Raw genomic sequence first — 25,951 nt, 5'->3', positions numbered from 1 at the left:
GTAAAATAACTCATTTTAATTATCAAACAGTTTCATATCTCCCTCTTTTATCCAACCTTTTTTTCTCATAAAATAAGCAATAATAATGGATAAAATAGCCGGCAATACAAAATGTAACATAATGATTAAAGGAATTGATTTAGGCCCCATAACTGCTACAGTATTAAATTGTCCAACTAAGCCACTAGTTCCCATTCCAGCTCCTGCAGCATTATTTTCCATCTTAAATACAACTGTTGCAAAAGGCCCCAATATTGCAGCTGTTAAAGTCGGAGGAATCCAAATAAGAGGATTATGTATTATATTAGGAACTTGTAGCATACTAGTTCCAATACCTTGTGAGATTAAACCTCCCATTTTATTTTCCCTATAAGAAATTACTGCAAACCCAATCATTTGGGCACTACAACCAACTGTTGCAGCTCCAGCGGCAAGTCCAGATATTCCTAGACTAATACAAATAGCTGCAGATGAAATTGGAAGTGTTAAGACCATTCCAACAACAGTAGCTACTAATATTCCCATTGGTAAAGGATATAGAGTTGTCAGTGAATTTATAAATACTCCAAGCCATTTCATCATTGCACTAACATAAGGAGAAACAAAGATTCCAACAAGTCCACCTGCTAAGATTGTACAAATTGGAACAACCATTATATCTACCTTAGTTTTACCACTGACTAGTTTAGCTATTTCAGCGCCAATTAAGCTTGCTAATAAAGCTCCAACGGGCTCACCTACAACAATTTTTAAGATAGATCCGTCGTCCCCCATAACAAAAGTACCAGCTCCAATAGCCCCTGCTACTGCTGCACTTAATACGCCGAGTTTAGGAGTTTTGACAAATAATGCAACTCCAAGACCAATTGCGGGTCCTGTTAGATATTGAGCAACATTACCAAAGGTAACTAAAATAGGTAAATTTAAATATGTACCGATTTGTTTGATGATTAATCCAATAATTAAAGAAGCAAAAAGACCTTGAGCCATACCATTTAATGCATTAATGATATAGTCACCAACCTTCTTCAATTGTTTTGGATTTTTTTGTGAAATTTCTTCCATAATAGAATCCTTAAATATATAGGGTTGGATGACTTAGCTAATATTAAATCTATTGTTTAATAATAGGCCTCCATTGATACTTGGTACTATAATAAAATTTAGGGAATATGTAAAGCCTAGATATCTAGTGAATAAATAGCCCCTTCATAAGCATGCAGCAAAATTTCGTTATTGCCAAACTCTGGACTTTTTGCTAAAGGATTAGTGGAAAAAATAGAAGTATTAGCAATAAAAGGAAGTCCAATTGAACTTAATTTAATAATTCTTTTTTTTCTAGAAAAATTTAATAAAATTAATAAAGTTTCATCATTTGTTGTTCTAATATAAGAAATAATATTGTCATCATTTACATCAATAAAAGTAATTTCACCTTCACGTAAGGCAACATGATTCTTTCTTAATGCTATAAACTTTCTATAATATTTTAACATTGAAACTTCTTTAACATTTTGGATTTCAACACATTTTTTTATATTTCCTTGAGGAAGATAAGGCTTAGTCGTGGAAAAACCTCCAAATTGAGAAGTATCCCAAAGCATAGGACCTCTAGCCCCATCTCTACTATTTTGAAAGAAAAATAATTGCCTTCGTTGTAAATCTTTTTGCACCTTTTTTGGAATAAGAGAATCCTCTAAACCCAACTCTTCACCATAATATAGAAAAGGGGTTCCTCTTTGAGTCATCAAGAACATTGTAACTAAGCGAGTTTTTTTTATATTTCCATTTAACCGTGTCATCAATCTCTTATAATCATGATTAGAGAACAACCAGCAAGGCCAGGAAGTATCACAGGCTTCAATCCATCTCTTAGCTGCTAACCTAAAATTTTTAGGTTTTAATGGGGTATTTGCAATAGAATAATCAAAGGCCATATGTAGTTCATCTTTATAAAGACCATAATATGAAGCTACTAATTCAGGCTCTCCTGGAGGAGCTACAACAATATCCCCTATTAAAACTTTATCTTCATAAGAATCAACTAAGGATCTAATTCTTTTAATAACTTTATGTGAATATGGTCTATTTCTATCAAAAATATGGCGCTGTTTTAAATATTTACTTCTAAATCTACCTGGATATTTTGGATTATCTCTTAAATCTTTATCTTTTATAATTAAATTAGTGCAACTTAGCCTAAGTCCATCTACACCTAAATCTAGATAATATTTAAATACATTAAGCATCTCACAAACTAATTTCTCACATCTCCAATTTAAATCAGGAAGATTTTCAGAAAATGAGTGCATATAATATTGGCCTCTCCCCTCATGATAAGTCCAAGCACTACCACCAAAATTTGAAATCCAATTATTAGGGATATTATCAGACCAAATATAATAATCACTATATTCATTATCTTTAGATGCTGAACTTTTTTTAAACCAATGATGGAAGATTGACGTGTGATTTACTGGTAAATCTATAACTAATTTTAAATTATTAGAGTGTAATGAAGTTATTAAATTATTTAAATCTTCTTTTGTCCCCACTTTTGGATCTACATCATAATAATCAATAACATCAAATCCACTATCATAATATGGGGAGGGAAAAAATGGGGTAATATATATAGCATCAACACCTAACTCAAGTAGATAATCAATTTTGGAAATCAATCCTTTTATATCACCAATACCATCATTATTGCTATCTTTAAAGCTTCGTAAAAAAATTTGATAGAAAATCGCTTCTTGCCACCATTTCATTTCCATAAGATTATAATAAATCCCCTCTCTTTTATATTGTAATTAAGAATAATTGATACTACATAAAAATACAACAATATTTTTCTATGATTTTATTCATATATAATAATATAGCATTTATTAACCCTATATAGGAATATAGGTTAGTAGTTATATATAAATGAAAAGCGAATTAGATTGTACATTATTAACTCTTCAAAATTGTTAATCAACAACAATATAATTATATCTTAGAGCTAGTCTATTTCTAAGCAAAACGACTATTATTTATATAAGAATGAGAGCTATGCTAAAAAAAATACTCTGAATTAATTTATCAGAGCATTAACAAAATATTTATTGTATAAAATATATTACTTATTTTATACATCATCTACATCATCATTATTAAATTTAAAGTTCTTTTGGAAAAATTTAAGGGCAAAACGAATTCCAGATGCCCATCCAAGACCCATTTCATCAAATTGGGCTTCCAAATCTTTTTTAAAAGAAGGTTCGATAGAAAATGTAGTTAAACTTTTCTTTTCTTTCACATCTTTTTTGATAGTATCACTGAATAACTTATCAGCTCTATGATGAGTTGTGCTTGTGCTATTTTTCTTTAAAGCCATTTTTATCTCCAAATCTCGCTTTCCATTTCTTCAAATGTTAACTTTGTTTTTTCTTTTAAACCCTTACCGTTTTCCTTAAATAATTGAGGCGCTACATTTTTATCTTGAGATTTTCTAAATACAGGATCAACGGGTATTTGATAAATTTTAAAATTACCCTTACTAGCTGCCTCATATATATCTCTATGTTGTCTTATCCTATCATCATATGAATTAATTACCACTTTCTCATGTATTACAGCTGCTCTAAAATTCTTTTTTAATCTATTTAATTCATCAATAAAAATTTCTAAACCATCCAAACTAAAGGCTTCAGGTGTCATTGGCGTAATAACTTCATCACTTGCTATTAACGCAGAACGTTCTAAGCGACCTAACCCAGGAGATAAATCTAATATTACATGCTGAAATTTTCCTTTGAACTCATGTATCAAATCTTGTATTACAAAAGGTTCATCAGCTAATTTAGTCTCAGAATATAATTTAAGGGTACCACCAATTCCAAAAGTAGGTAAAATATATAAATTAGGTACTTGTTCAACAGGGACTATAGCATCACTAGCATAACATTTACCTTGGACAACATCAGATAATTCCCATCGTGGTGTTTTTGAAAGGAACCAGGATGAAGCATTACCTTGAGGATCCAAATCTACTAATAAAGTGGGAATCCCAGCTAAAGCGGATTGGCAAGCTAAAGTACCAGAAATTGTTGTTTTTCCGACTCCACCTTTTTGTAAATGAAAAGCTATAGTTTTAGTCATAATTAATAAACCTTATATCTAATCTAGTATATACAAGTTACAAATAAATTAACAAGTCTAATATTAAAATTTTTCTAAAATAATCTCACTAATTCAAAATAATATCTTTAGTATCCACCTTATAAGTTTCTATATTATAATTTACTTAAACAATACTATTTTTATATAGTAACAAATTATTTTACAAAACTTTTTTTAAAACATCTCTACTTATTTTTACTTTCATCATTAGCTTTCTGCAAAAAGATTACAAACTAACAATTAAAAATATAATAGCATAAATATTGCTACTTTTCCACAAAATTAACAATTTTTATCCATTTACTTAATTTTTGTATCAAAACTACTTTTAATTAAATTAAAATTGATATTAAAGCTTTTTCAATCTATTTTCAATAAGAATTTACCGTATTATTTTAATTTATTATTTTAAACTATACGAAAATATTATATATATGTAATTTTTACCTAATATTAATTAGATATTGGTTGTATTTTAGTCTATTTTTAGTGTAAAGTATCAAAAACTAAGGAGATTAAAATGAATCAAATTTTTCCAGATAACTACAAACCGGTGTTAAACAAAAAACAAACAGAAAAGGCAATTAAATTCGTTAAAGATACTTTCGAAAGGGAACTTTCCGGCGAATTAAAACTTAGCAGAGTAACTAGTCCTCTATTTGTTCCTAAAGGATCAGGTATTAATGATGATTTAAATGGTATCGAAAGACCAGTCAAATTTGAGATTGGTAATTTAAATAATCGTCAAATGGAAATTGTTCATTCTTTAGCTAAATGGAAAAGAATGGCTTTAGCTGATCATGGTTTTGCTCCTAAAACTGGTTTATATACCGACATGAATGCAATTAGACCAGATGATATGATAGATGCTATACATTCTTTATATGTTGATCAATGGGATTGGGAATTAGTTATGGCTGAAGATCAAAGAAACTTAGACTTTTTAAAAACAACTGTAACTAAAGTATATGAAGCCATTAAAAGAACACAATTTCTAGTAAATGAAAGCTTTGAATCTAAATTACCAATGTTACCTGAAGAAATTGTATTTATACACAGTGAAGATGCTCAAAAACAAATGCCAGAATTAACATCTGAACAACGAGAAAAAGAATTAGCTAAAAAATATGGTGCTATATTCATCATTGGTATAGGAAATAAACTTGTAGACGGCGTTAAACACGGTGGAAGAGCTCCTGATTATGATGATTGGTCCACAGAAACATATAATGGTTATAAAGGGCTAAATGGAGATATTATAGTTTGGGACCATGTCAGACAGGATTCTCTTGAATTATCAAGTATGGGCATCAGAGTAAATAAAGAAGCTCTCCTTAGACAATTAGAATTAGAAAATGCCTTAGAAAGAAAAAATTTATATTGGCATAAAAGACTATTAAATGATGAGTTCCCACAAACTATTGGTGGGGGTATTGGTCAAAGTAGAATTTGTATGTTCTTATTAAATAAAGCTCATATTGGTGAAGTTCAAGCCTCAGTTTGGGATGATGAAACTTTAAAAGTAGCTAAAGAGAAAAACATTCCCCTAATGTAGTTATAAATTTTTAATCCAAGCCACATATAATTTGTGGCTTTTTTTTTTACTCTAATTGTAATAGAATTAAGCATGGAGAAATTTATGAACACTTTAAAATTTACTTCTTGGAATGTAAATGGAATTAGAGCTTGTGATAAAAAAGGTTTTAAAGACTATTTTTACAAATCTAATTCAGATTTCTTTTGCTTACAAGAAATCAAACTTTCAGAAGGACAATACGAATTTAATCCAGAAGGATATTACAGTTATTTTAACTATGCTGAAAGAAAAGGATATAGTGGTACAGCTATTTACACAAGATTAAAGCCAAATAATGTTGTTTTTGGTATAGGTAATGAACTTGATAATGAAGGGAGAACAATACTTTTAGAATATGATGACTATTATGTACTAACTGTATATACCCCCAATAGCCAAGATGGACTTAAAAGATTACCACAACGCCTAAAATGGGATGAAGATTTTAGAAATTATGTTTCAACTTTAGATAAAAATAAACCTATCTTAATGTCAGGAGATTTCAATGTTGCGCATAAAGAAATAGACTTAAAAAATCCTAAGACTAATGTCAAAAATGCTGGTTTTTCACCTGAAGAGAGAGAAAGTTTTACTCAACTTTTAGAAAAAGGATTTACTGATACTTTTAGACTTCTACAACCTGAAGTAATTCACCGCTATAGTTGGTGGAGTTATAGATTTAAAGCTAGAGAAAAAAATGCTGGATGGAGAATTGATTATTGGTTAATTTCTCAAAGAATTAATGATAATGTAGTAGAAAGTGAAATTGATGATCAGATTCTTGGCAGCGATCATGCTCCTGTATACCTTAAAATAAAATTATAGCAAATGGATTACATCCACTTGCTATAATTTATAAATTATTTCAAATATTCAGGAATAATCCCTCTACTTTCAAAAATCTTTCTTTGTTGAGTATCTAAAATCTTCTTACACATTCTTATAGACTGTGGAGTTACTTCAACCAACTCATCATCTTTAATAAATTGTATTGCTTGCTCTAAAGTTATTCTAGTAATTGGAGTTAAAGTAACAGCATCATCTTTACCACTTGCTCTCATATTTGATAACTTTTTTGTTCTTGTTGGGTTCAATAATAAATCCATATCTCTATTTCTTTGCCCAACTACCTGTCCTTCATAAATACTATCACCTGGTTTAATAAATAATTTACCTCTATCTTCTAATTGCCAAAGCGCATAAGCTACAGCAACTCCAGTTCTATCACTAATCAATGATCCTGTAGTACGTTCAGGGAAATCCCCTTTATATCCTTCATAACCTTTTATATATGAATTCATTATACCAAATCCTCTTGTATCAGTTAAAAACTCATCTCTGTAGCCTATTAACCCTCTAGACGGGATGTCGAAAGTTATCTTAACTCTATCGCTTGAATAAGTAATATCACGCATTAAAGCCTTTCTCTTTGAGAGTTTTTCCATGACTATACCAGCAAATTCTTCTGGACAATCAATTACAAGATTTTCTATAGGTTCACACTTTTTTCCATTCTCATCTGTTTTGAAAATTATTTTAGGACGACCAACACAAAGTTCAAAGCCTTCTCGTCTCATTTCTTCAATAATTATCGCCATTTGAAATTCGCCACGACCTTTTACTGTATAGGAGTCATCTGTATTTTTTTCAACTCTTATTGAGACATTTCTCAGAGCCTCTTTCATTAATCTCTCACCAATTTTAGCACTTGTTATTAAAGAGCCTTCTTTACCGGCTAAAGGACTAATATTCTTACTAAACAACATAGCTACTGTTGGTTCATCTACGCTTATTCTCTTTAAAGCTTTAGGATTTTCTTTAGTACAAATTGTATCACCAATAGAAACATTATCTATTCCTGCGATAACAACAATATCTCCAGCACCTAATGAATTAGTTTGAACATAAGAGGGACCTTTAAAAGTATAAAGCTTTGAAATTCTAAGAGGGGTAATTTTATCTTTTTCAACACAAACCAATTGATCATTTATCGAAGCATTACCATTTATAATTTTACCAATAGCTAAACGTCCTAAAAAGTCACTATAAGAGAGATCACTTACAAGCATTTGGAATGGCTCTTCATCATCATATTCGGGTGCTTGAATTTCTTCAATTATTGCATCTAAAAGTGGATATAAATTATCTTCAATTTTATCTAAGGATTTTCCACAAACTCCATCTCTGCCATTAGCAAAAAAGACAGGGACATCTAATAAAGATTCATCATCGCTTAATTCAAAAAGTAAATCATATACTTCATCTAAAACCTCTTCACTTCTAGCATCATTTCTATCAATTTTATTTATTACGATAATAGGTTTCAATTTTAACTTGAGCGCTTTATCTAATACAAATCTAGTTTGAGGGAGAGGGCCTTCTGCAGCATCAACTAATAATACCACTCCGTCAACCATTGACAGTCCCCTCTCAACCTCTCCACCAAAGTCAGCGTGACCAGGAGTATCAATTATATTTATCTTTGTGTCTTTCCAAGTTATAGCACAGTTTTTTGCACTAATTGTAATACCTCGTTCCCTCTCTATCGCTCCACTATCCATTATTCTATCTTGCTTTTGTAACAATCCAGATTGTTCAAACATCCCATCTACCAAAGTAGTCTTACCATGGTCTACATGGGCAATTATTGCTATATTTCTAATAGCATCATTCTTTCTAATCATTAATTTTCCTCAAATTAAAAGGGAGGGGCTTCCTCCCACTTTATAATTTATTTTAACTAACATTCCATCAATACTTGAGCAAGGGTAACTGCCTCTGCCGTAAGTGGAACATTAAATAGATTTTCAATTTCAAACCAATTTTTTTTAATTAATATATCTTCTTTTATAGCTTCAAGATTTAGTTCTACAATAAATGAATCTAAATCTAAATAATAAGTTCGACACTTATGCTTAATATTACAAAAATAATTAATATCCACACTATCTACATCTATTTCAAAATTTTTACTTAAATAGTTTACTAAAGCACAAATTACAATTTCACTAGGATTAACTACTACTGTAGGAAACTTCCATAAATGCTCTTTGCTTTCTAAATCTTTTTTCTCTAAGAAAACTTTATTTTTACACTTTACTATAACACAAACAGATTTAACTGTTTCTAAATTCGCCTTTGAATTTGTAACATTACTCACATTTTTCTCCCCAATAATTAAAAAAATATTTTTTTATTCATGATTTAACTGAAATCAGCATTTTTGGAAAGTAAATTAATTGTTTTATGATATGCTGAAAACAATTCTTCTCCTTCTTTATTATGAAGTACAGAACAGATTGTTATCTTATCATCTATAATACTAACACCAAAACCATTAGAAATATATGAGGAAGAAGGATAAAAACTCATAGTTTTTAATATTTCATCTTCTTCAATTGTAGGTAATACATCAAAATACATGTCGCTGTGTAAAAATTTATAATATTTTTCATTAGTTAAAGGCTTATCTATTAAGGCTGGCGAAATATTTTTTAATATCTCAGATCGAATAAGATATGGTCTACGTTTTAAAAAACTTTTTAATAATTTATCTAGTTGTGAACAATTATCATAAAACGATAACCTAGGTTCTAAACCTCTTTTAAACTTAATAGGCAAAGAGTTATTCACCAAAATTATATTATCTTCTTCTTTTGCACAAAATGGTATCATTAATTCTTTTCGGATTGCTTTGCTTAAACTTAATGCAACTGTTATAAAGAAAGATAATATAGAAACACCTTGTGAACTGCATAAGGAGAACACAATATCTGATTTCAAACTAATTTTCTTTATCTTAATTTTATCGATATTTGTATTTACTTCTGTGTCACTTTTTAGTTTTTTATATTTATTAATTCTAAGTTGATTTAAAAAGTTTAATTTTACTTGTTTTTCTTCATCATATATAAAAGTGTAATTATCTGTACCAAGCAAAATTGCTTTAGCAAAGTTTACAAGACCTCTAGAATCAGAAATAATATTATGAGCAAAAATAACTAGAGTTGTTTGATTATAAACAGCTAAACGTAAAAATTCTCCTACTTCCATTTTAAGTGGATTATTATATTGTTTACTTAACCATGAGTTTACATTTGTACATTCCTCAATTTTATAATCAAATCCTTCGTCAGTTTCACTGAAGAAATAACCTGAAGCATCTTCTTCTAAGACTGATCGTAAAAGAGGAACTGTTTCTTTAATACTATGTAAATTTTTAAGCATTTCATCAATTGAAATCTTTTTTGAAAAGCCTACAACTAAAGCATTAACACATAAATTATCATTTAAAGTGTATCTTTGGTTTTTAATTTCATACTTCATAATATATAGAATAATTGTTATTAGAATTTGATTAAAGACCTTAACGTATTTTTTTTAAATTATTTTAATATATTATTTAAGAAAAAAAAATACACCCAAAGGTGTAAAAATAAAAAAAGGCCCGGCAGCTACCTACTCTCCCACATAATTGTAGTACCATCGGCGTGAGAGCGCTTAACTGCCGTGTTCGGGATGGGAACGGGTGTGTCCACTCTGCTATGGCCACCGGGCCAACTTAAACCTAGAGAGCTAAATAAATTTAGCTATCGAGTTTAAGTGCGATATTCTAGGGATCGCAACGATAATATGGTCAAGCCTCACGGCTAATTAGTACCGATAAGCTGAACATGTCGCCATGCTTACACTCTCGGCCTATCAACCAGATATTCTCTCTGGTTCCTTCAGTCCTCTTAAAGAGGATGGGATGTCTCATCTTGGGGAGGGTTTCCCGCTTAGATGCTTTCAGCGGTTATCCCTTCCAAACGTAGCTACCCAGCACCTGCCGTTGGCACGACAACTGGTACACCAGAGGTTTGTCCACTTCGGTCCTCTCGTACTAAAAGCAGAACCCCTCAAACATCCAACGCTTGTGGCAGATAGGGACCGAACTGTCTCACGACGTTCTGAACCCAGCTCGCGTACCGCTTTAATTGGCGAACAGCCAAACCCTTGGGACCTGCTCCAGCCCCAGGATGCGATGAGCCGACATCGAGGTGCCAAACCTTGCCGTCGATATGAACTCTTGGGCAAGATCAGCCTGTTATCCCCGGAGTACCTTTTATCCGTTAAGTGACGGCGCTTCCACTCGCTACCGCCAGATCACTAAGACCTACTTTCGTACCTGCTCGGCTTGTAAGCCTCGCAGTCAAGCCACCTTGTGCCTTTACACTTGAGGGATGATTCCCAACCATCCTAAGGTGACCATCGCGCGCCTCCGTTACACTTTAGGAGGCGACCGCCCCAGTCAAACTTCCCGCCTGACACTCTCCCCTAACCGGTTTCACGGCCAGGGTTAGAAAACTGGAAAAGGAAGGGTGGTATTTCACCAACGACTCCGCGCAAACTGACGTCCACGCATCTACGTCTCCCACCTATCCTACACATCCTTGTCCAATTTTCAATGTCAAGTTGAAGTAAAGGTTCACGGGGTCTTTCCGTCTAACCACAAGTATCAGGCATCTTCACCTGAACTTCAATTTCACCGGATCTCACGTTGAGACAGCGCCCATATCGTTACACCATTCGTGCGGGTCGGAACTTACCCGACAAGGAATTTCGCTACCTTAGGACCGTTATAGTTACGGCCGCCGTTTACTGGGGCTTGAGTTCGCAGCTTCTTGATAAATCAATAACCACTCCCCTTGACCTTCCAGCACCGGGCAGGTGTCAGTCCATATACTTCCCATTGCTGGTTCGCATGGACCTGTGTTTTTGGTAAACAGTCGCATGGGCCATTTCTCTGCAACTCACTCTCGTGAGCCATACTTATCCCTAAGTTACGTATGCATTTTGCCGAGTTCCTTAACGTGAGTTCTTCCGTACGCCTTCGCATTCTCAGCTCGCCCACCTGTGTCGGTTTATAGTACGGTCCCTCAGTGCCTTACCTTAGAAACTATTTCTTGGCACGACGACTACACGCGCTTCTTACTTCCGTAAAAGTAATCGCTCACAGCTCCTCTTAGTTAACGGATTTGCCTATTAACCTTAACGCATCGCTGCTTTGACAGGGACAACCGTCGCCCTGCCGCGTTTCGCCCTATGCTTCGTTCCATCGAAACACTGAGAGGTGCGGGAATATTGACCCGCTTCCCATCGACTACGACTTTCGTCCTCGCCTTAGGGGCCGACTAACCCTTGGGTAGATTGACTTTACCCTGGAAACCTTAGGCTTTCGGCGGAGGGGGATCTCACCCCTCTTTTCGTTACTCATGCCTGCATTCTCTCTTCTGTCCCGTCCACCAAAACTTCCGTCTTGACTTCATCCGTACACAGAATGCTCCCCTACCCACAGCGTCTAGCGCTGTGCCGTAGCTTCGGTGATATACTTAGCCCCGTTGGATTGTCGGCGCATGACTACTCGACCAGTGAGCTATTACGCACTCTTTGAAGGAGTGGCTGCTTCTAAGCCAACCTCCTGGCTGTCTGTGCAATCATACTTCCTTTCCCACTTAGTATATCTTTGGGACCTTAGCTGACGGTCTGGGCTGTTTCCCTCTTGACGACGGCCCTTATCAGTCGCCGTCTGACTGCTACGCATTGTACCACGGCATTCAGAGTTTGGTTAAACTTGGTACCCGGTGAAGGGCCCGCATCTATCCAGTGCTTTACCTCCGTGGCAGTCCACGTAACGCTAGCCCTAAAGCTATTTCGGGGAGTACCAGCTATCTCCAAGTTTGTTTAGCCTTTCACTCCGAACCACAGCTCATCGCAACCCTTTTCAGCGGATTTACGTTCGGCCCTCCACTAGATTTTACTCCAGCTTCAGCCTGGCCATGGTTAGATCACTTGGCTTCGGGTCTACCACATGCAACTTATCGCCCTATTCAGACTCGGTTTCCCTACGGCTCCAGGACTCCTATCCCTTAACCTTGCTACACACGGTAACTCGCAGGCTCATTCTACAAAAGGCACGCCATCACCCTTTCGGGCTTTGACCGCTTGTAAGTCCACGGTTTCAGGTTCTCTTTCACTCCCCTCCCGGGGTGCTTTTCACCTTTCCCTCACGGTACTATGCGCTATCGGTAGCCGCCGAGTATTTAGCCTTGGAGGGTGGTCCCCCCAGATTCCGACAGGATTTCTCGTGTCCCGCCGTACTCAGGTAGTGCATCCAATTAGAGTATCTATTTTCGACTACAGGGCTTTCACCTTCTCTGACAGACCGTCCCAGAATCTTTCGTCTAATAAATACTTTTCTTACTAATCGGGATTCCCCCGATGCACCCCTACAACCCCAAACACTTAAAAGCGCTTGGTTTGGGCTCTTCCCCCTTCGCTCGCCGCTACTAAGGGAATCTCATTTTTGATTTCTACTCCTGCTGGTACTTAGATGGTTCAGTTCCCAGCGTATACCTCTATTATGCTATTTTATTCACATAATAGTGACAATCATCCAGACTGTCGGGTTACCCCATTCGGATATCTGCGGATCATAGGGTGTTGGCCCCTCATCGCAGCTTTTCGCAGCTAACCACGTCCTTCTTCGCCTGGCGGCTCCTAGGCATCCTCCGTGGACCCTTATTCGCTTGACCATATTATCTTTACAATCCCTTACGCTATATATGTCAAATATCTCTTCTTTTGGAGGCAAGGGGACTCGAACCCCTGACCCTCGGCTTGCAAAGCCGATGCTCTAGCCAACTGAGCTATGCCCCCGTTGTCTAAAATTATAAAAGAGCGGGAAGAGAATTTTCTGCAAATTATTTTAAGAGGGTCTTTTTGTGATAGGTCTTCCACCTATCGGATAACATCCTATGTTTGCAGTATTAACTGTGAGAGGTTAATACTTTACCTTTCTTATTAGAAAGGAGGTGATCCAGCCACACCTTCCGGTACGGCTACCTTGTTACGACTTCACCCTCCTCGCCAAGCATACCTTCGGAACCGTCCCCCCCTTACGGGTTAGACTAGCGACTTCGGGTACCCCCAACTCGGATGGTGTGACGGGCGGTGTGTACAAGGCCCGGGAACGTATTCACCGCGCCATGCTGATGCGCGATTACTAGCGATTCCAACTTCATGGAGTCGAGTTGCAGACTCCAATCCGTACTGAGACCGGCTTTTTGCGATTCGCTTAACCTCGCGGTTTCGCTGCGCTTTGTACCGGCCATTGTAGCACGTGTGTAGCCCAGGACATAAGGGCCATGATGACTTGACGTCGTCCCCACCTTCCTCCGGTTTGTCACCGGCAGTCCCACCTGAGTCCCCACCATAACGTGATGGTAACAGGCAGTAGGGGTTGCGCTCGTTGCGGGACTTAACCCAACACTTCACAGCACGAGCTGACGACAGCCATGCAGCACCTGTATATCGACCCCGAAGGGAAAACCTATCTCTAGATTCGTCCAATATATGTCAAGCCCTGGTAAGGTTTCTCGCGTATCATCGAATTAAACCACATGCTCCACCGCTTGTGCGGGCCCCCGTCAATTCCTTTGAGTTTCACCCTTGCGAGCATACTCCCCAGGCGGTACACTTAATGCGTTAGCTTCGGTACTGAGTGTAACCACCCAACACCTAGTGTACATCGTTTACTGTGCGGACTACCAGGGTATCTAAACCTGTTTGCTCCCCGCACCTTCGCGTCTCAGCGTCAGTACATGGCCAGACATTCGCCTTCGCCACCGGTGTTCTTCCAGATATCTACAGATTTCACCCCTACACCTGGAATTCCAATGTCCCCTCCTGTACTCTAGTATTACAGTTTCCAGCGCGTTCCCTCGGTTAAGCCGAGATCTTTCACGCCAGACTTGCAATACCGCCTGCACGCCCTTTACGCCCAATGATTCCGAACAACGCTTGCCCCCTACGTGTTACCGCGGCTGCTGGCACGTAGTTAGCCGGGGCTTATTCCGGGATTCACGTCATCAGTCTGCCATTTCCTGCAAACCTTATTCCTCCTCCCGAAAAGAACTTTACAACCTCACGGCCTTCATCGTTCACGCGGCGTCGCTCCGTCAGACTTTCGTCCATTGCGGAAGATTCTTAGCTGCTGCCCCCCGTAGGAGTCTGGACCGTATCTCAGTTCCAATGTGGCCGATCACCCTCTCAGGCCGGCTACCCATCATCGCCATGGTAGGCTTTTACCCTACCATCTAGCTAATGGGACGCAGACTCATCCTCTCGCGACGCTTTGAGGCGCCTTTCCTTCTTTTATCTTGTGATAAAAGAGTATTATTTGGTATTACCCCATGTTTCCACAGGCTATCCCAAACAAGAGGGTAGATTATCCACGTGTTACTCACCCGTCCGCCGCTCTAGGCTAACCGAAGTTAGCTTACCGCTCGACTTGCATGCTTAAAACGCGCCGCCAGCGTTCGTTCTGAGCCAGGATCAAACTCTCCGTTATATAATTATGGTCATAAAGACCACTATAATTAACAAATTAATTTAATTCCTGTCACTCGCTTAACGAACATTAGCTTATTTCATCTTTGTTCTTATTTTGAATTGACAGAAAGCCCTCTTTACAGCAATTTTCATCACTATAATTTGCTTTCTATTTCTCTTCCCTTACGCTCATAATTTCAAATAACAATTATGAATAAAAAATCTACTCATAAAAAATGTTCTCAAACAGATACCAAGCATTGAAAATCCATAGCCTAAACTATGTAACTCACATCGCTTAGCTCTTATCGTTGAACAATCAGGAATATACCATGCTAATTACTTTTTGTCTACCTTTTTTTTAAAAAAAATTGCCTTTTTATCTTCTTATATCACTAAACTCTTTTATTGTATAGAATTAATTAATTAAGAAAATAAATTAAAAAAAATATAGTCTTATTTATAGATAATATTTTAAATAAGACTATATAGATTTTGTGACTGTTTAATTTAATTAATCACAATCCCCACACCATTTCATAGCTAAATATTCTAAGTCACTTCTTAATCTTTCAATGGCATTTGTTAACCTTATTGCATCTTTTTCTGTCAACTCATCATTTTTACTAGCTTCAATCATTCTAGCAACAACTGTTTCAAGAGACTCTCTTTCTTTTATTAGATCAGAAACTGAAGATCTTAATTGAGTTGTTACATTGCTTGGAAGTGGTGATTCACTTTGTAATGGTAAGGCAGTTGAATCTACAAGTGAGAACGATTCAAGTGGACTTGGAGCATATGCATTAATATTTAATTCTCTCTTTATTAAAGTTGCGAAATATGAGGCAACCTCACCTTCGCCATGATTAACAAAAATTTGTTTTGGTTTTTTAGTAAATGAAGTTATCCATTTTAACAAACCTTCTTGATCAGCATGACCTGAAATGCCTTGTAATTTCTCAATTCGACAAAGTACATCAATTTGTTCACCGAAAATTGTAACATGTCGAGCACCATCTAAAATTGATCTTCCTAATGTTCCAAGTGCTTGGAAACCACTAAATATTACTGTTGCCTCTTTTTTCCATAAATTATGTTTCAAATGGTGCTTGATTCTACCAGCTTCACACATTCCACTACTTGAGATAATAACTGCAGGTTCCACTCTAAAGTTTAAAGCTTTGGATTGTTCAACATCTACTATAGTTGTAAGAGAAGGGAATACTATTGGATTAACTCCTTCATTGACCATTTTCATTGCTTCTTCATCATAATAGCCTTGTATTGTAGAGGCAAATATTGCTGTTGCTTTTGCTGAAAGTGGAGAATCAACAAATACTGGAAGTTTTTCATATTCTGGGATTAAATTATTTTCTATTATATATCTAAATAAATATAAAATCTCTTGTGTTCTACCTACTGAGAAAGCTGGGATTATTACATTTCCACCTCTATCAAAAGTGGATTTCACTATATTAGCTAATTCCCTTGCTCTAACTATAGTTGGAACATTATGACCAACTGCTCCTTCAGGTTTTTTATGGATGCGATCACCATATGTAGATTCCATAATTACGATATCTGCATCATCAATATAATGAGGGTCCTTAATTATTGGTTGATCAAAATTACCAATATCACCACTGAAGACTAATTTTCTTTTCTTTCCTTCTTCTTCTAGCCATAATTCGATCGAAGCTGATCCTAGTAGATGACCAGCATCAATAAATCGACAGCTTATACCATCGCAAAGATCAATTTTTTCATCATAATCACATTCATTAAAAAAATTTAAGCTCTCTATAGCATCCTGAACAGTATATAAGGGCTCAACACTGCTTTTACCAGCTCTAATTCTTTTTCTACTTTTCCATTCAGCTTCCATCTCTTGTATATGAGCACTATCACTCAACATTATTTCACATAATTTTCTTGTTGCAGAAGTAGCCCAGATTTCTCCGTTGAAGCCTTCTTTAATCAATTGAGGAATTCTTCCACTATGATCAATATGAGCGTGTGTTAATAATACATAATCTACTAAAGCAGGCTCAAACAAAAAGTCTTCACCCATATCCTTTTCATCTTTACCTTGCGGTAATCCACAATCTACTAGAATTGTTTTTCCGTTACACTTAATATAAGTACAACTTCCAGTTACATGTTTTGCTGCGCCGTAAAAAGTAATATCCATATATACTCCTATTTATATATTAAAGATACACCCATTTAATGCACAAGTAAATTATTTTATAATGCACAAGGTAGAAAACTACCTTTTTCTTTCTGACTTAGGAAAGTGCTTTTTTACCTCTAGAACTAAATAAAGATATGATAATTGACGCTGTAATAATAAATAAAACACCTATTAGATAATGCTTAGGAGATTTTTCATCTAAAAAGAATACACCAACAAAAACAGCAGTTAAAGGTTCAAAAGAACTGAGAGTTCCAGCTATAGGCCCTCCAACTCTTCTCGCTCCATAAGAGAATAAAATTACTCCAATTGCTGAAACTATTACAAGAGATATCCCGCTAAGGACTGTAATATAATCAAGATCGATATTATCCAAATTATATACTGTATTATCTACAAATAAAAAAGATATTAATAATAAAATTAATGAAATAAAAGATAAGTATAAAACATAAAGAATATTATCCAATTTTTTAACTTCTTTATCATTTATCATAAATAAATAAATTGCAAAAGTTAATGCAGAGAAAAATGCACTTGAAATACCTAATAAATCAAATTCAATATTAGTTGGATTAGTTACAAGAATAACACCTATTATTGAGATTAATATTGAAATTATTAGGGCAAGATTCAATTTATCTCTTTTAGCTTTAATACTCATAATCGTAATTATTACTGGATAACTAAAATGTAAAACTGTTGTTAGTCCTGTAGGAATTTTAGTGTATGAGTAAATTAAAAGTGATGCAGTAGACAAAAAAAATATTGAGCTTATCAATAATTTAAATAATAGTTTTTTATTAGTTATCAGTTTAATTTTTTTATTTTTAACTTTAAATATTATTAGCAATACTAAAAAACTTCCTAAAAATCGAATCAATAGTGTTTGTTGAACTCCAAAATTACGTTGTTGCAATAAATTAACAAATAAGGGATTCAAGCCAAATAAAAATGCTGAAAAGCTCGTTATGTATATACCTTTGAAAAATGTATTCATTATGTGTTTTTAAAACCTCGAGATGTATACATATTACTATTAAACTATATAGTCAAGATGAGAGACTTAAAAAAAAAACACCTTCAAAAGAGATACAACAAATTAATTATTGTCATGTCTCTTGAAAGTATTCAAGTAAATGGTTTGTTTGACTTAAAAATAAAATTCTAGTCTAAATAATTTATTTTTTCTTCAAATCCATGATCTACAAAATATTTTTCAACATCTGTATCTTTATATATATTGACTTTTTCTATTTCTTCACAACTATCAAAAATCAATGTTCCAAATTTTATTTTCTTTGATTTGATAGTAATTTCTTTCAATGCTGTACAGTATTGAAAAGCACTATTACCTATTTCTTCAATCTTATCCTCAAGCTCTATTTTTTCTAAAGATATACATCCTATAAATGCACAACTATCAATTGTTTTTAAATTCTGATTTAAGTTAATATCTTTTAAACTTCTACAGCTTGAAAATGCGAAACTAGATATAGTATTAATTGAAGGAGGAAGAGTAATTGTTTCTAAACTATGACATCCATGAAAAACTAATTCTTGAATCTCTACTAAGTTTTCAGGGAGAACTATTTCTTTTAAGCGTTTACAATCTTCAAAAGCTCCAACTCCAATCTTTGTTACATTATTTGGGACTTCTAGCTTTATTAGAGAATTACATTCTTTAAACGCTCGATCACCAATATCATGAATCTTATTATTAAATTCAACTTTAGCTAATTTTGAACATTCTTCAAAAACTAAAGGTCCTAAAAGCTCTAAATTTTTAGGAAGTGTTATACTTTTTAAAGAAGTGCATGTAGCAAATGCTGAATCACATATCTTTTCTACAGTATCTGGAATGTCCAAGTTTGTCAGTGCAGTACATTCGCTTAAAAAATAAGGCGGAACTTTTTTCATTTCTGTTGGAAGTTTTATTTCTTTTAAACTCCTACAGCCGGAAAAAACTGCATTTCCTAATTTATGAACGGTCCCTTCAAATTCTACTCTTTTTAACTTGTTACATTTTTCAAAAGCACTCTTACCTATGAATTGAACATCTTTAGGAATAATAATATTTTTTAACTTCTTACACTTTTTAAATGCTTTCTTCCCAATTTGAGTAGTATGCTTTGAAAAAGTTATCTCTTTTAAGCTAGCGTTATCTTTAAAGGCCGCTTTCTTAATTCCTTTTACATCTTCAGGGATTTCAAAAGTTTCAACTTTTTTCTTTTTAGGGAACTTTACTATATTTTCCATTTCCTGGTCATATAACACGCCCTTTACTTTAACAAAGCAAACCCCTTCTTTAATTACATATTTCACTAAAATCACTCCTACCTTTAAGGCTTGTGAAATAAAATATCTTAGATATTTTAATTATTCAGAAAATAATTGTAAAACTTCTTTGCTACTCTTACACTGTTCAAGCATTCTTCTAAAAACGCCAGATGAACAAGTTCTAGCAATTGAAGCTAACACTTCAACATGCGCTGAAGCGGCTCCATTAGAACCAACAACTAAAAAGAATAATCTGGATTTTAAATTATCAGGAGAATCAAAGTCTATAGGGACTCTTGAAACACCGACTACTACGCAGATATTATCTACAGCTTCGCTTTGAGCATGTGGAATACAAATCCCCTTACCAATTCCAGTTGATCCTAAAGCTTCACGATTTATTACTGCATCTAATACTACAGCTTTTTCCGAAGGACTCAAATTTTTCCCTTTAGCTAAAACATCAACTAGTTCTTCAAGAACTGCATCTTTAGTAGTACTAACAAGTGGAACTTTTATTAAATCTTCTTCTAAAATATCAATCAAATTCATAATTTTATTCGTATAGCATAAATCAAAGTTTTGCTATTTCTCCCATATTTTATTTTTATTCGTATAAATTACTTATTACAATAGTATTGCTTTTTCTATAACAATTCAAATATTTTTTAGTTTTTTTTAATTTTGTGAGTTAAAATAACAAAAATTTAATATTTACTCAAATTCTTGCCATATATCTTCATCATCACGAATAACCATAACTGGGCAGGAGGAAGTCCTAAGCATTCGATCTGTTTCGCTATTTAATTCATCACGCCTTGATCTAATACCACTAATACCACCAATAATTAATAAATCAACATCATTTTCTTTTATATATTTTCGTACAATCCTATGTGCTGAACCTTCTTCCACAATGCAATCAATTTCTACTTCTTTCATTTTTGCTAATTTTTTTGCATGCTTTAAATATCTCTGGGCATCATTTTGTAGATCATGTTGGTATTCTGTTCTTTCCATATCTAAAAATATTCCAGCTTTAACTAAATCCGATAATGCTCTTGTATTAACTACATACATAATATCTAATTTTGAATTATTTTGTTTTGCTAAAAGAATTGAATACATCATCGCTGACATAGACTCTTCACTACCATCTATATAAGCCAAAATATGCTTAAAAGGTACTGCCATCGAATTCCTCCTATTTTTCTTCTTCAGAAACAATTTTAGCTCTAATAAGATTGTCATTAGAATTATGTTTCTTGTTTTTTAACTCTTGCTGCTTTTGTAATCTATCTTTAACAGATTTTAGTAAAATGAAACTTTCTCTTTCACTCTCCTCTATTCTACTTTTCATATATTTTATCGTTTCTTTAGTTTCAGGTATAGATATTTTTTCAAGAGCATTAACTTTTCTAATAGTTTTTTTAACTTCTCTACTCAAACGCATTATTGAAACTTTTAGCTCAGCAAGTCGTCCCATTAATTCTAAACTCTCACTGAATTGCTGTATACCTAATTCAGCAATAATATTAGAACTTTCTTGAGAAAAATATGGACCTTTATCAGTAAATGTAGTCTCAACAACAGGAACAGCAACTCCCATTACCTTTCTTTGTGAAACATTAATATTATACTCGATATTAGTAGAACCACAAAGATTTCCAACTTTTAGCCGCCCCATTTCCATAATAGATTCGCTTAAAGTTTCCCAAGCTTTCTCTAAGGAGGCATCAACACGACTTTGATAATCCACAGCTTGGTCAACTAAAGCTAATAATTCAGAAATCAAAATCTGCCTTTTTTGGTCTAATAATTCATATCCCAATGTTGCAAATTTCAAATTATCTTCTAATTTCATTAGATTGGATCTTGTGGGAGCTAAATTTGTTGTCATTCGTCTTCTTTCTCCATCCAGTATTCTTCAATTTCTTCATCACTTAATCTCTGTAGCTCTTCAGCTGGTAAAAAGCCTAAAGCTTGCCAAGCAATACTTAAAGTTTCTTCAATACTTCTATCTTCATCAAAAGATTGAGAGATAAAATGATTCTCAAAGAATTGTCCAAATTTCAAATACTGTTTATCAATTGAGGTTAACTCTTCTTCACCAATTACTGATGCTAAGTTTCTAACATCTTGAACATGTGAGTACGAGGCAAACAATTGATTAGAAAGATGTGGATGATCTTCACGAGTCATACCTTCACCAATACCATCTTTCATCAATCTTGAAAGGGATGGAAGAGGATTAATAGGCGGATATAAATCTCTAGAATGCAGACCTCTGTCAAATACTATTTGCCCTTCTGTTATGTAACCTGTTAAGTCAGGTATTGGATGTGAAATATCATCGTTGGGCATTGAAAGTATTGGTAACTGTGTAATAGAACCTTTACTTCCTCTAACCTTACCAGATCTTTCATATAATTCAGCTAAATTAGAATATAAATAACCTGGATAACCTTTTCTAGATGGAATTTCACCTCGTAATGTAGAAATTTCTCTAAGAGATTCACAATAGTTTGTCATATCAGTCATTATTACTAATACTTGCTTTCCTAAGTCAAATGCTAAGTACTCTGCAAGGGTTAAAGCTGTTCTTGGTGTAATTGTTCTTTCAATTGATGGATCATCTGCTAATGATAAAAATAAAGCAACATTATCAATTACTCCACTTTCTTCAAAACTATCTATAAAGAATCTAGCAACATCATATTTTACACCCATGGCTGCAAAAACTATTGCAAAATCACTATCACCACCTCTAACTTTAGCTTGCTTAGCTATCTGAGCAGCTAATTGGTTATGTTCCATACCATTACCACTAAAAATAGGTAATTTTTGGCCTTGGATTAAGGTAGTCATTCCATCGATTACTGAAATTCCTGTTTGTATAAAATCTCTTGGATATACCCTAGCTGTTGGATTAATTGGAGCACCGTTTACATCCCTTTCATAAGCACCTTGGGGTATTGGAGAACCATCACGACTTTTACCAAGACCATTCATAACTCTACCAAGCATGGCTTCACTAACAGATAGTGATAAGGGTTGACCTAAAAAATGCATCCCAGTTCCTGGTAGTGTCAAACCTGTAGTTCCTTCAAAAACTTGTACACAAACTACCTCATCACTTGTATCAAGAACTTGGCCATTTCTACGACTCCCATCTGGAGCTACAATTTCTACTAACTCACCATATCCTATTGGATGGGTATTTCGCATATAAACTAGAGGTCCGTCGATTCTACTTACACCACGATATTCGCGGCCAGCTAATAAACGACGATCTAATTTTTCATCATTAGTCCTCATAAATACCTCCAAGTTTATCTATACTTCTTTCAAGTTTTAATTCTAATTTATCAATTTCACTTATATCATCATTGCTAATTGAGAATTTCATCTTTGCAATATCTTGTACTACTTTAAGCCTTCTTAGTTTTACTAAAGGAACTCCTTTATTAATCGCTTCAAGGCCCTTATGCCAATATGTTAAAATACAAGATAACATCTTTGTTTGTTTCTCAACTACACTGTATCTATCTATCTTATCAAAAGCATTTTGCTGTAAAAAAGCATTTTTAAATAAGTTACAAACTTCTAATATAAAGTTTTGAGAATCTGGAAGTGCATCTGCCCCAACTAGTTTTACTATTTGTTGAAGTCGTTCTTCTTTCTGAAGAAGTTCCATTATCTCTTTCCTATTTGATTGCCATTTGTCGTCACTTCTTTCATTCCACCAATCTTTTACATCATGGAGGTATTCACTATAACTTTCAGTCCAACTTATTGCAGGATAGTGCCTAGCTGATGCTAATGCCCTATCTAATCCCCAGAAACATCTAACAAATCGTTTTGTATGCATTGTAACTGGTTCAGAAAAGTCACCACCTGGGGGAGATACAGCACCGATTACAGAAACTGATCCTTCTTTATCATTTAAAGTTTGCATAAGTCCAGCTCTTTCATAGAACTCTGCTATCCTTGTTGCCAAGTATGCTGGAAAACCTTCTTCAGCTGGCATTTCTTCCATTCTTCCTGACAATTCTCTTAGAGCTTCCGCCCATCTTGATGTACTATCTGCCATTATCGCGACTGCATAGCCCATATCCCTATAATATTCAGCCATTGTTATTCCAGTGTAGATTGAAGCCTCTCTAGCAGAAACTGGCATATTAGATGTGTTTGCTATTAATATAGTTCTTTCCATTAAGCTTTTTCCAGTTTTTGGATCTACTAACTGAGGGAATTCTCTAAGTACATCAGTCATCTCATTTCCACGTTCTCCACAGCCTATATATACAATAATATCGGCATCACACCATTGGGCAATAGCATGTTGAGTCATGGTTTTTCCTGTTCCAAATCCACCAGGGATTGCTACAGTTCCACCTTTTGCTATTGGGAATAACGTGTCTATAACTCTTAAACCTGTAACCAAAGGAGCATGAAAGGGAAGTCTTTTCTTTACAGGACGAGGATTTCTAATAGGCCATTTTTGTAACATACAAATGTTTACATCTTTAGCCTTATTCTGAGATACAACAGCAAGAATCTCTTCAATATTGTAATCACCTTCCTCCACTATAGATGTGACTAATCCATCTCCTACAGTAGGTTCAATCATTACTTTATTAACAATTGTTTCACTCTCTTGAACTTCACCAATAATGGAACCAGCACTTACTTTATCCCCGACTTTTACTGTAGGGACAAAATGCCAAAGTTTCTTATGATCGATTCCATCAAAAGTTAATCCTCTAGCTATAAAAGTACCACTAGCTTCTTCTAACTTTTCTAAAGGTCTTTGTATACCATCATAAATTGAACCAATAATACCAGGGCCTAATTCTACACACAATGGCATTGCAGAACCATAAACATTATCTCCTGGTTTTATTCCAGTTGCATCTTCATAAACTTGAATAGTAGCTTCACTATCAAATAATTTAACTACTTCTCCAATCAACTGTTGCTCACCGATTCTAACTAATTCTAGCATCTCTGCATCGGTGATATCACAAACTGTGATAACTGGTCCATTTACACGTTTTACATGTCCTATTATTCTTGTGGGCATATGCCCTCCTGAATTGCAATTTTGATATCGCGGTCAAAGCGTCTCATTCTAACATCAACCTGATTGTTAAAGGATACTTTTCCATCTAAGGAAGATGCAACTACTCCGGGAACTACAAGTCTTCTTGTATCTAATTGTAATTTTAAAGTTAACCCATAGTCTTTTTTTGCAACTTTCTCAACGTCTCTCAACATTTTTTCAGTTATTGGATAGTTAGCAGAAAAAGCAATTTTAGCCTCATCAAGGCCTAAGCCTAATACAGCTTCTAGCATCCATTTTTCGAGAAGAGTCTCACCTTCTTTACTATCTAGCCTTTTGTATACTTCTTCTTTTACTGAAGAATAAAGTAACTCATACTGCTTTTGTAAAATTTCTAGTTGTACTTTTCTCTCAGCTGCTTTTTTTGCTGATTTAACTTTTAGCATCTCAACTTTAACTAAATTTTCAAATTCTTTATCTTCTCTAGATAAAGCTTTTTCTCGTTTGTGTTGAGCATTTGCAATTATTTCTTCTACTCTAATTTGAGCATCTGCTAATATTTGATCAGCCTTTTTTTTTGCTTCTTCACTAATACCATTTAACAATTTGTTGTCAGTATCCAAAATATTTCTCCAAATTTTTATAGGCTAACGCCAATTGCCTCGTTTACGAGCAATCTTAAATCTTCACCCTTTTGACCGTTAGGACCTGGAATAACAACAACTAGTGGAAACATCTCCGTAAATAGATATTTATCTACAACAGATTTGATCATATCTGCCACTGGTTTTGTTATTATTATTATTCCATTGTCCTTGTCACTAAGAGCTTTATCCCAAGCTTGTTTAGCTTCACTAGGGTTTGTGGCTTGAATGCCATATACACCGACTAAGGAAAACCCTAATACTGTGTCTTCATCGCCTATAACAAAATACTGCATTATTTATGCTTTTCCTAATATCATTAATGCAATGATAAATCCAAAAACAACTAAACCTTCTGCAAGAGCGATAAAAATTAAGGCTTGTGATGCTAATTCAGGTTTTTCACTAATAGCACCCATTGCAGCAGCTCCAACGTTTCCGATAGCAATCCCTGCAGCTAAAGCCCCCATTGCAAAAGCTATAGCAGCGGCTAAACAAATCATTCCTGTCTGTGAAGCAGAAACACCATCTGCTACTCCTGCAGCAAAAAGATTTGGAGTAAATACGAATGCAGAAGCACCCATCATCAATAAAGTAGCAACTACTGATAGTTTAACCCTTTTTTTAAAGGCAATATTGGTCATACAACGACC

General features: G+C 34.7%; 20 protein-coding genes, 1 tRNA gene and 3 rRNA genes. 2 read left to right on the top strand and 22 right to left on the bottom strand.

Translation table 11 applies throughout. The features are described from left to right. Positions 1–15 precede the first annotated feature (15 nt). From ACZ5SO_RS02325 to ACZ5SO_RS02310, 4 genes are all read right to left on the bottom strand, one after another. Complete coding sequence (locus ACZ5SO_RS02325; protein WP_464626513.1) at positions 16–1,065, bottom strand: PTS sugar transporter subunit IIC; 1,050 nt, start codon at positions 1,063–1,065, stop codon at positions 16–18. A gap of 116 nt (positions 1,066–1,181) precedes the next feature. Further along, a complete protein-coding gene (locus ACZ5SO_RS02320) occupies positions 1,182–2,777 on the bottom strand; it encodes an alpha-amylase family glycosyl hydrolase (protein ID WP_464626512.1) in 1,596 nt (531 codons plus the stop codon). Between the two features lie 356 nt (positions 2,778–3,133). Further along, positions 3,134–3,382, bottom strand: a complete 249-nt coding sequence (locus ACZ5SO_RS02315; protein WP_464626510.1) for a hypothetical protein — start codon at positions 3,380–3,382, stop codon at positions 3,134–3,136. A 2-nt stretch (positions 3,383–3,384) separates the two neighbouring features. Beyond that, positions 3,385–4,146 (bottom strand): ParA family protein, encoded by a 762-nt coding sequence (locus ACZ5SO_RS02310; protein WP_464626509.1) that lies wholly within the window; start codon positions 4,144–4,146, stop codon positions 3,385–3,387. Positions 4,147–4,687: 541 nt separating this feature from the next. Here ACZ5SO_RS02310 and asnA point away from each other — a divergent pair. Together asnA and ACZ5SO_RS02300 are read left to right on the top strand one after the other, a co-directional pair. Then, positions 4,688–5,722 carry an aspartate--ammonia ligase gene (gene asnA / locus ACZ5SO_RS02305; RefSeq protein ID WP_464626507.1) on the top strand — a complete coding sequence of 345 codons (1,035 nt, stop codon included), beginning with the start codon at positions 4,688–4,690 and terminating at the stop codon, positions 5,720–5,722. Positions 5,723–5,806: 84 nt separating this feature from the next. Continuing rightward, positions 5,807–6,568, top strand: a complete 762-nt coding sequence (locus tag ACZ5SO_RS02300; RefSeq protein ID WP_464626505.1) for an exodeoxyribonuclease III — start codon at positions 5,807–5,809, stop codon at positions 6,566–6,568. A gap of 35 nt (positions 6,569–6,603) precedes the next feature. Here ACZ5SO_RS02300 and typA read toward each other — a convergent pair whose 3' ends face one another. From typA to ACZ5SO_RS02210, 18 genes are all read right to left on the bottom strand, one after another. After that, positions 6,604–8,427: a translational GTPase TypA gene (typA, locus tag ACZ5SO_RS02295; RefSeq protein ID WP_464626504.1), complete on the bottom strand. Its 1,824-nt coding sequence runs from the start codon at positions 8,425–8,427 to the stop codon at positions 6,604–6,606. A gap of 56 nt (positions 8,428–8,483) precedes the next feature. Beyond that, positions 8,484–8,903 (bottom strand): hypothetical protein, encoded by a 420-nt coding sequence (locus ACZ5SO_RS02290; protein ID WP_464626502.1) that lies wholly within the window; start codon positions 8,901–8,903, stop codon positions 8,484–8,486. A 44-nt stretch (positions 8,904–8,947) separates the two neighbouring features. Continuing rightward, entirely contained in the window at positions 8,948–10,069 is a 1,122-nt protein-coding gene (locus tag ACZ5SO_RS02285) for a hypothetical protein (RefSeq protein WP_464626500.1), read from the bottom strand. A gap of 119 nt (positions 10,070–10,188) precedes the next feature. Next, positions 10,189–10,299 (bottom strand): 5S ribosomal RNA (gene rrf, locus ACZ5SO_RS02280). Positions 10,300–10,375: 76 nt separating this feature from the next. Then, positions 10,376–13,317: ribosomal RNA gene (locus tag ACZ5SO_RS02275) — 23S ribosomal RNA — on the bottom strand. A 50-nt stretch (positions 13,318–13,367) separates the two neighbouring features. Continuing rightward, positions 13,368–13,441 (bottom strand) — tRNA-Ala (locus tag ACZ5SO_RS02270). A 148-nt stretch (positions 13,442–13,589) separates the two neighbouring features. Further along, positions 13,590–15,134, bottom strand: a 16S ribosomal RNA gene (locus ACZ5SO_RS02265). The 16S, 23S and 5S rRNA genes sit together here with 1 tRNA gene alongside, the layout of an rRNA operon. A gap of 495 nt (positions 15,135–15,629) precedes the next feature. After that, positions 15,630–17,306, bottom strand: coding sequence for an MBL fold metallo-hydrolase RNA specificity domain-containing protein (locus tag ACZ5SO_RS02260; RefSeq protein WP_464626498.1), 1,677 nt, complete (start codon positions 17,304–17,306; stop codon positions 15,630–15,632). Between the two features lie 97 nt (positions 17,307–17,403). After that, on the bottom strand, positions 17,404–18,309 hold the full coding sequence (locus ACZ5SO_RS02255) for a DMT family transporter (RefSeq protein WP_464626496.1): 906 nt from the start codon (positions 18,307–18,309) through the stop codon (positions 17,404–17,406). Between the two features lie 167 nt (positions 18,310–18,476). Next, the gene (locus ACZ5SO_RS02250; protein WP_464626494.1) at positions 18,477–19,634 is read right to left on the bottom strand and encodes a leucine-rich repeat domain-containing protein; all 1,158 of its coding nucleotides are present in this window, start codon (positions 19,632–19,634) and stop codon (positions 18,477–18,479) included. A gap of 54 nt (positions 19,635–19,688) precedes the next feature. Further along, positions 19,689–20,141: a PTS sugar transporter subunit IIA gene (locus ACZ5SO_RS02245; protein WP_464626492.1), complete on the bottom strand. Its 453-nt coding sequence runs from the start codon at positions 20,139–20,141 to the stop codon at positions 19,689–19,691. A gap of 162 nt (positions 20,142–20,303) precedes the next feature. After that, on the bottom strand, positions 20,304–20,783 hold the full coding sequence (locus tag ACZ5SO_RS02240; RefSeq protein ID WP_464626490.1) for a universal stress protein: 480 nt from the start codon (positions 20,781–20,783) through the stop codon (positions 20,304–20,306). Between the two features lie 10 nt (positions 20,784–20,793). Then, positions 20,794–21,489: a V-type ATP synthase subunit D gene (locus tag ACZ5SO_RS02235; protein WP_464626489.1), complete on the bottom strand. Its 696-nt coding sequence runs from the start codon at positions 21,487–21,489 to the stop codon at positions 20,794–20,796. Further along, positions 21,486–22,907, bottom strand: a complete 1,422-nt coding sequence (locus tag ACZ5SO_RS02230; RefSeq protein ID WP_464626488.1) for a V-type ATP synthase subunit B — start codon at positions 22,905–22,907, stop codon at positions 21,486–21,488. Before ACZ5SO_RS02230 ends, ACZ5SO_RS02235 begins: the two co-directional genes overlap by 4 nt. After that, positions 22,897–24,675 (bottom strand): V-type ATP synthase subunit A, encoded by a 1,779-nt coding sequence (locus ACZ5SO_RS02225; protein WP_464626487.1) that lies wholly within the window; start codon positions 24,673–24,675, stop codon positions 22,897–22,899. The genes ACZ5SO_RS02230 and ACZ5SO_RS02225 overlap by 11 nt, the downstream gene beginning before the upstream one ends. Further along, the gene (locus tag ACZ5SO_RS02220) at positions 24,660–25,277 is read right to left on the bottom strand and encodes a V-type ATP synthase subunit E family protein (RefSeq protein ID WP_464626486.1); all 618 of its coding nucleotides are present in this window, start codon (positions 25,275–25,277) and stop codon (positions 24,660–24,662) included. The genes ACZ5SO_RS02225 and ACZ5SO_RS02220 overlap by 16 nt, the downstream gene beginning before the upstream one ends. A gap of 17 nt (positions 25,278–25,294) precedes the next feature. Then, a complete protein-coding gene (locus tag ACZ5SO_RS02215) occupies positions 25,295–25,594 on the bottom strand; it encodes a V-type ATP synthase subunit F (protein ID WP_464626485.1) in 300 nt (99 codons plus the stop codon). 3 nt (positions 25,595–25,597) lie between these two features. Next, positions 25,598–25,942, bottom strand: a complete 345-nt coding sequence (locus tag ACZ5SO_RS02210; protein ID WP_464626484.1) for an ATP synthase subunit C — start codon at positions 25,940–25,942, stop codon at positions 25,598–25,600. Positions 25,943–25,951: the final 9 nt, after the last annotated feature.

Source organism: Pleomorphochaeta naphthae (genome assembly GCF_055396005.1).
Note: the sequence above shows the minus strand (reverse complement) of the source record. Positions and strands in the feature narration are given on the sequence as shown.

Coding starts and splice junctions, on each gene's coding strand:
- ACZ5SO_RS02325 (WP_464626513.1), bottom strand. CDS start 1,065: ATGGAAGAAATTTCACAAAAAAATCCAAAACAATTGAAGAAGGTTGGT.
- ACZ5SO_RS02320 (WP_464626512.1), bottom strand. CDS start 2,777: ATGGAAATGAAATGGTGGCAAGAAGCGATTTTCTATCAAATTTTTTTA.
- ACZ5SO_RS02315 (WP_464626510.1), bottom strand. CDS start 3,382: ATGGCTTTAAAGAAAAATAGCACAAGCACAACTCATCATAGAGCTGAT.
- ACZ5SO_RS02310 (WP_464626509.1), bottom strand. CDS start 4,146: ATGACTAAAACTATAGCTTTTCATTTACAAAAAGGTGGAGTCGGAAAA.
- asnA (WP_464626507.1), top strand. CDS start 4,688: ATGAATCAAATTTTTCCAGATAACTACAAACCGGTGTTAAACAAAAAA.
- ACZ5SO_RS02300 (WP_464626505.1), top strand. CDS start 5,807: ATGAACACTTTAAAATTTACTTCTTGGAATGTAAATGGAATTAGAGCT.
- typA (WP_464626504.1), bottom strand. CDS start 8,427: ATGATTAGAAAGAATGATGCTATTAGAAATATAGCAATAATTGCCCAT.
- ACZ5SO_RS02285 (WP_464626500.1), bottom strand. CDS start 10,069: ATGAAGTATGAAATTAAAAACCAAAGATACACTTTAAATGATAATTTA.
- ACZ5SO_RS02260 (WP_464626498.1), bottom strand. CDS start 17,306: ATGGATATTACTTTTTACGGCGCAGCAAAACATGTAACTGGAAGTTGT.
- ACZ5SO_RS02255 (WP_464626496.1), bottom strand. CDS start 18,309: ATGAATACATTTTTCAAAGGTATATACATAACGAGCTTTTCAGCATTT.
- ACZ5SO_RS02245 (WP_464626492.1), bottom strand. CDS start 20,141: ATGAATTTGATTGATATTTTAGAAGAAGATTTAATAAAAGTTCCACTT.
- ACZ5SO_RS02240 (WP_464626490.1), bottom strand. CDS start 20,783: ATGGCAGTACCTTTTAAGCATATTTTGGCTTATATAGATGGTAGTGAA.
- ACZ5SO_RS02235 (WP_464626489.1), bottom strand. CDS start 21,489: ATGACAACAAATTTAGCTCCCACAAGATCCAATCTAATGAAATTAGAA.
- ACZ5SO_RS02230 (WP_464626488.1), bottom strand. CDS start 22,907: ATGAGGACTAATGATGAAAAATTAGATCGTCGTTTATTAGCTGGCCGC.
- ACZ5SO_RS02225 (WP_464626487.1), bottom strand. CDS start 24,675: ATGCCCACAAGAATAATAGGACATGTAAAACGTGTAAATGGACCAGTT.
- ACZ5SO_RS02215 (WP_464626485.1), bottom strand. CDS start 25,594: ATGCAGTATTTTGTTATAGGCGATGAAGACACAGTATTAGGGTTTTCC.
- ACZ5SO_RS02210 (WP_464626484.1), bottom strand. CDS start 25,942: ATGACCAATATTGCCTTTAAAAAAAGGGTTAAACTATCAGTAGTTGCT.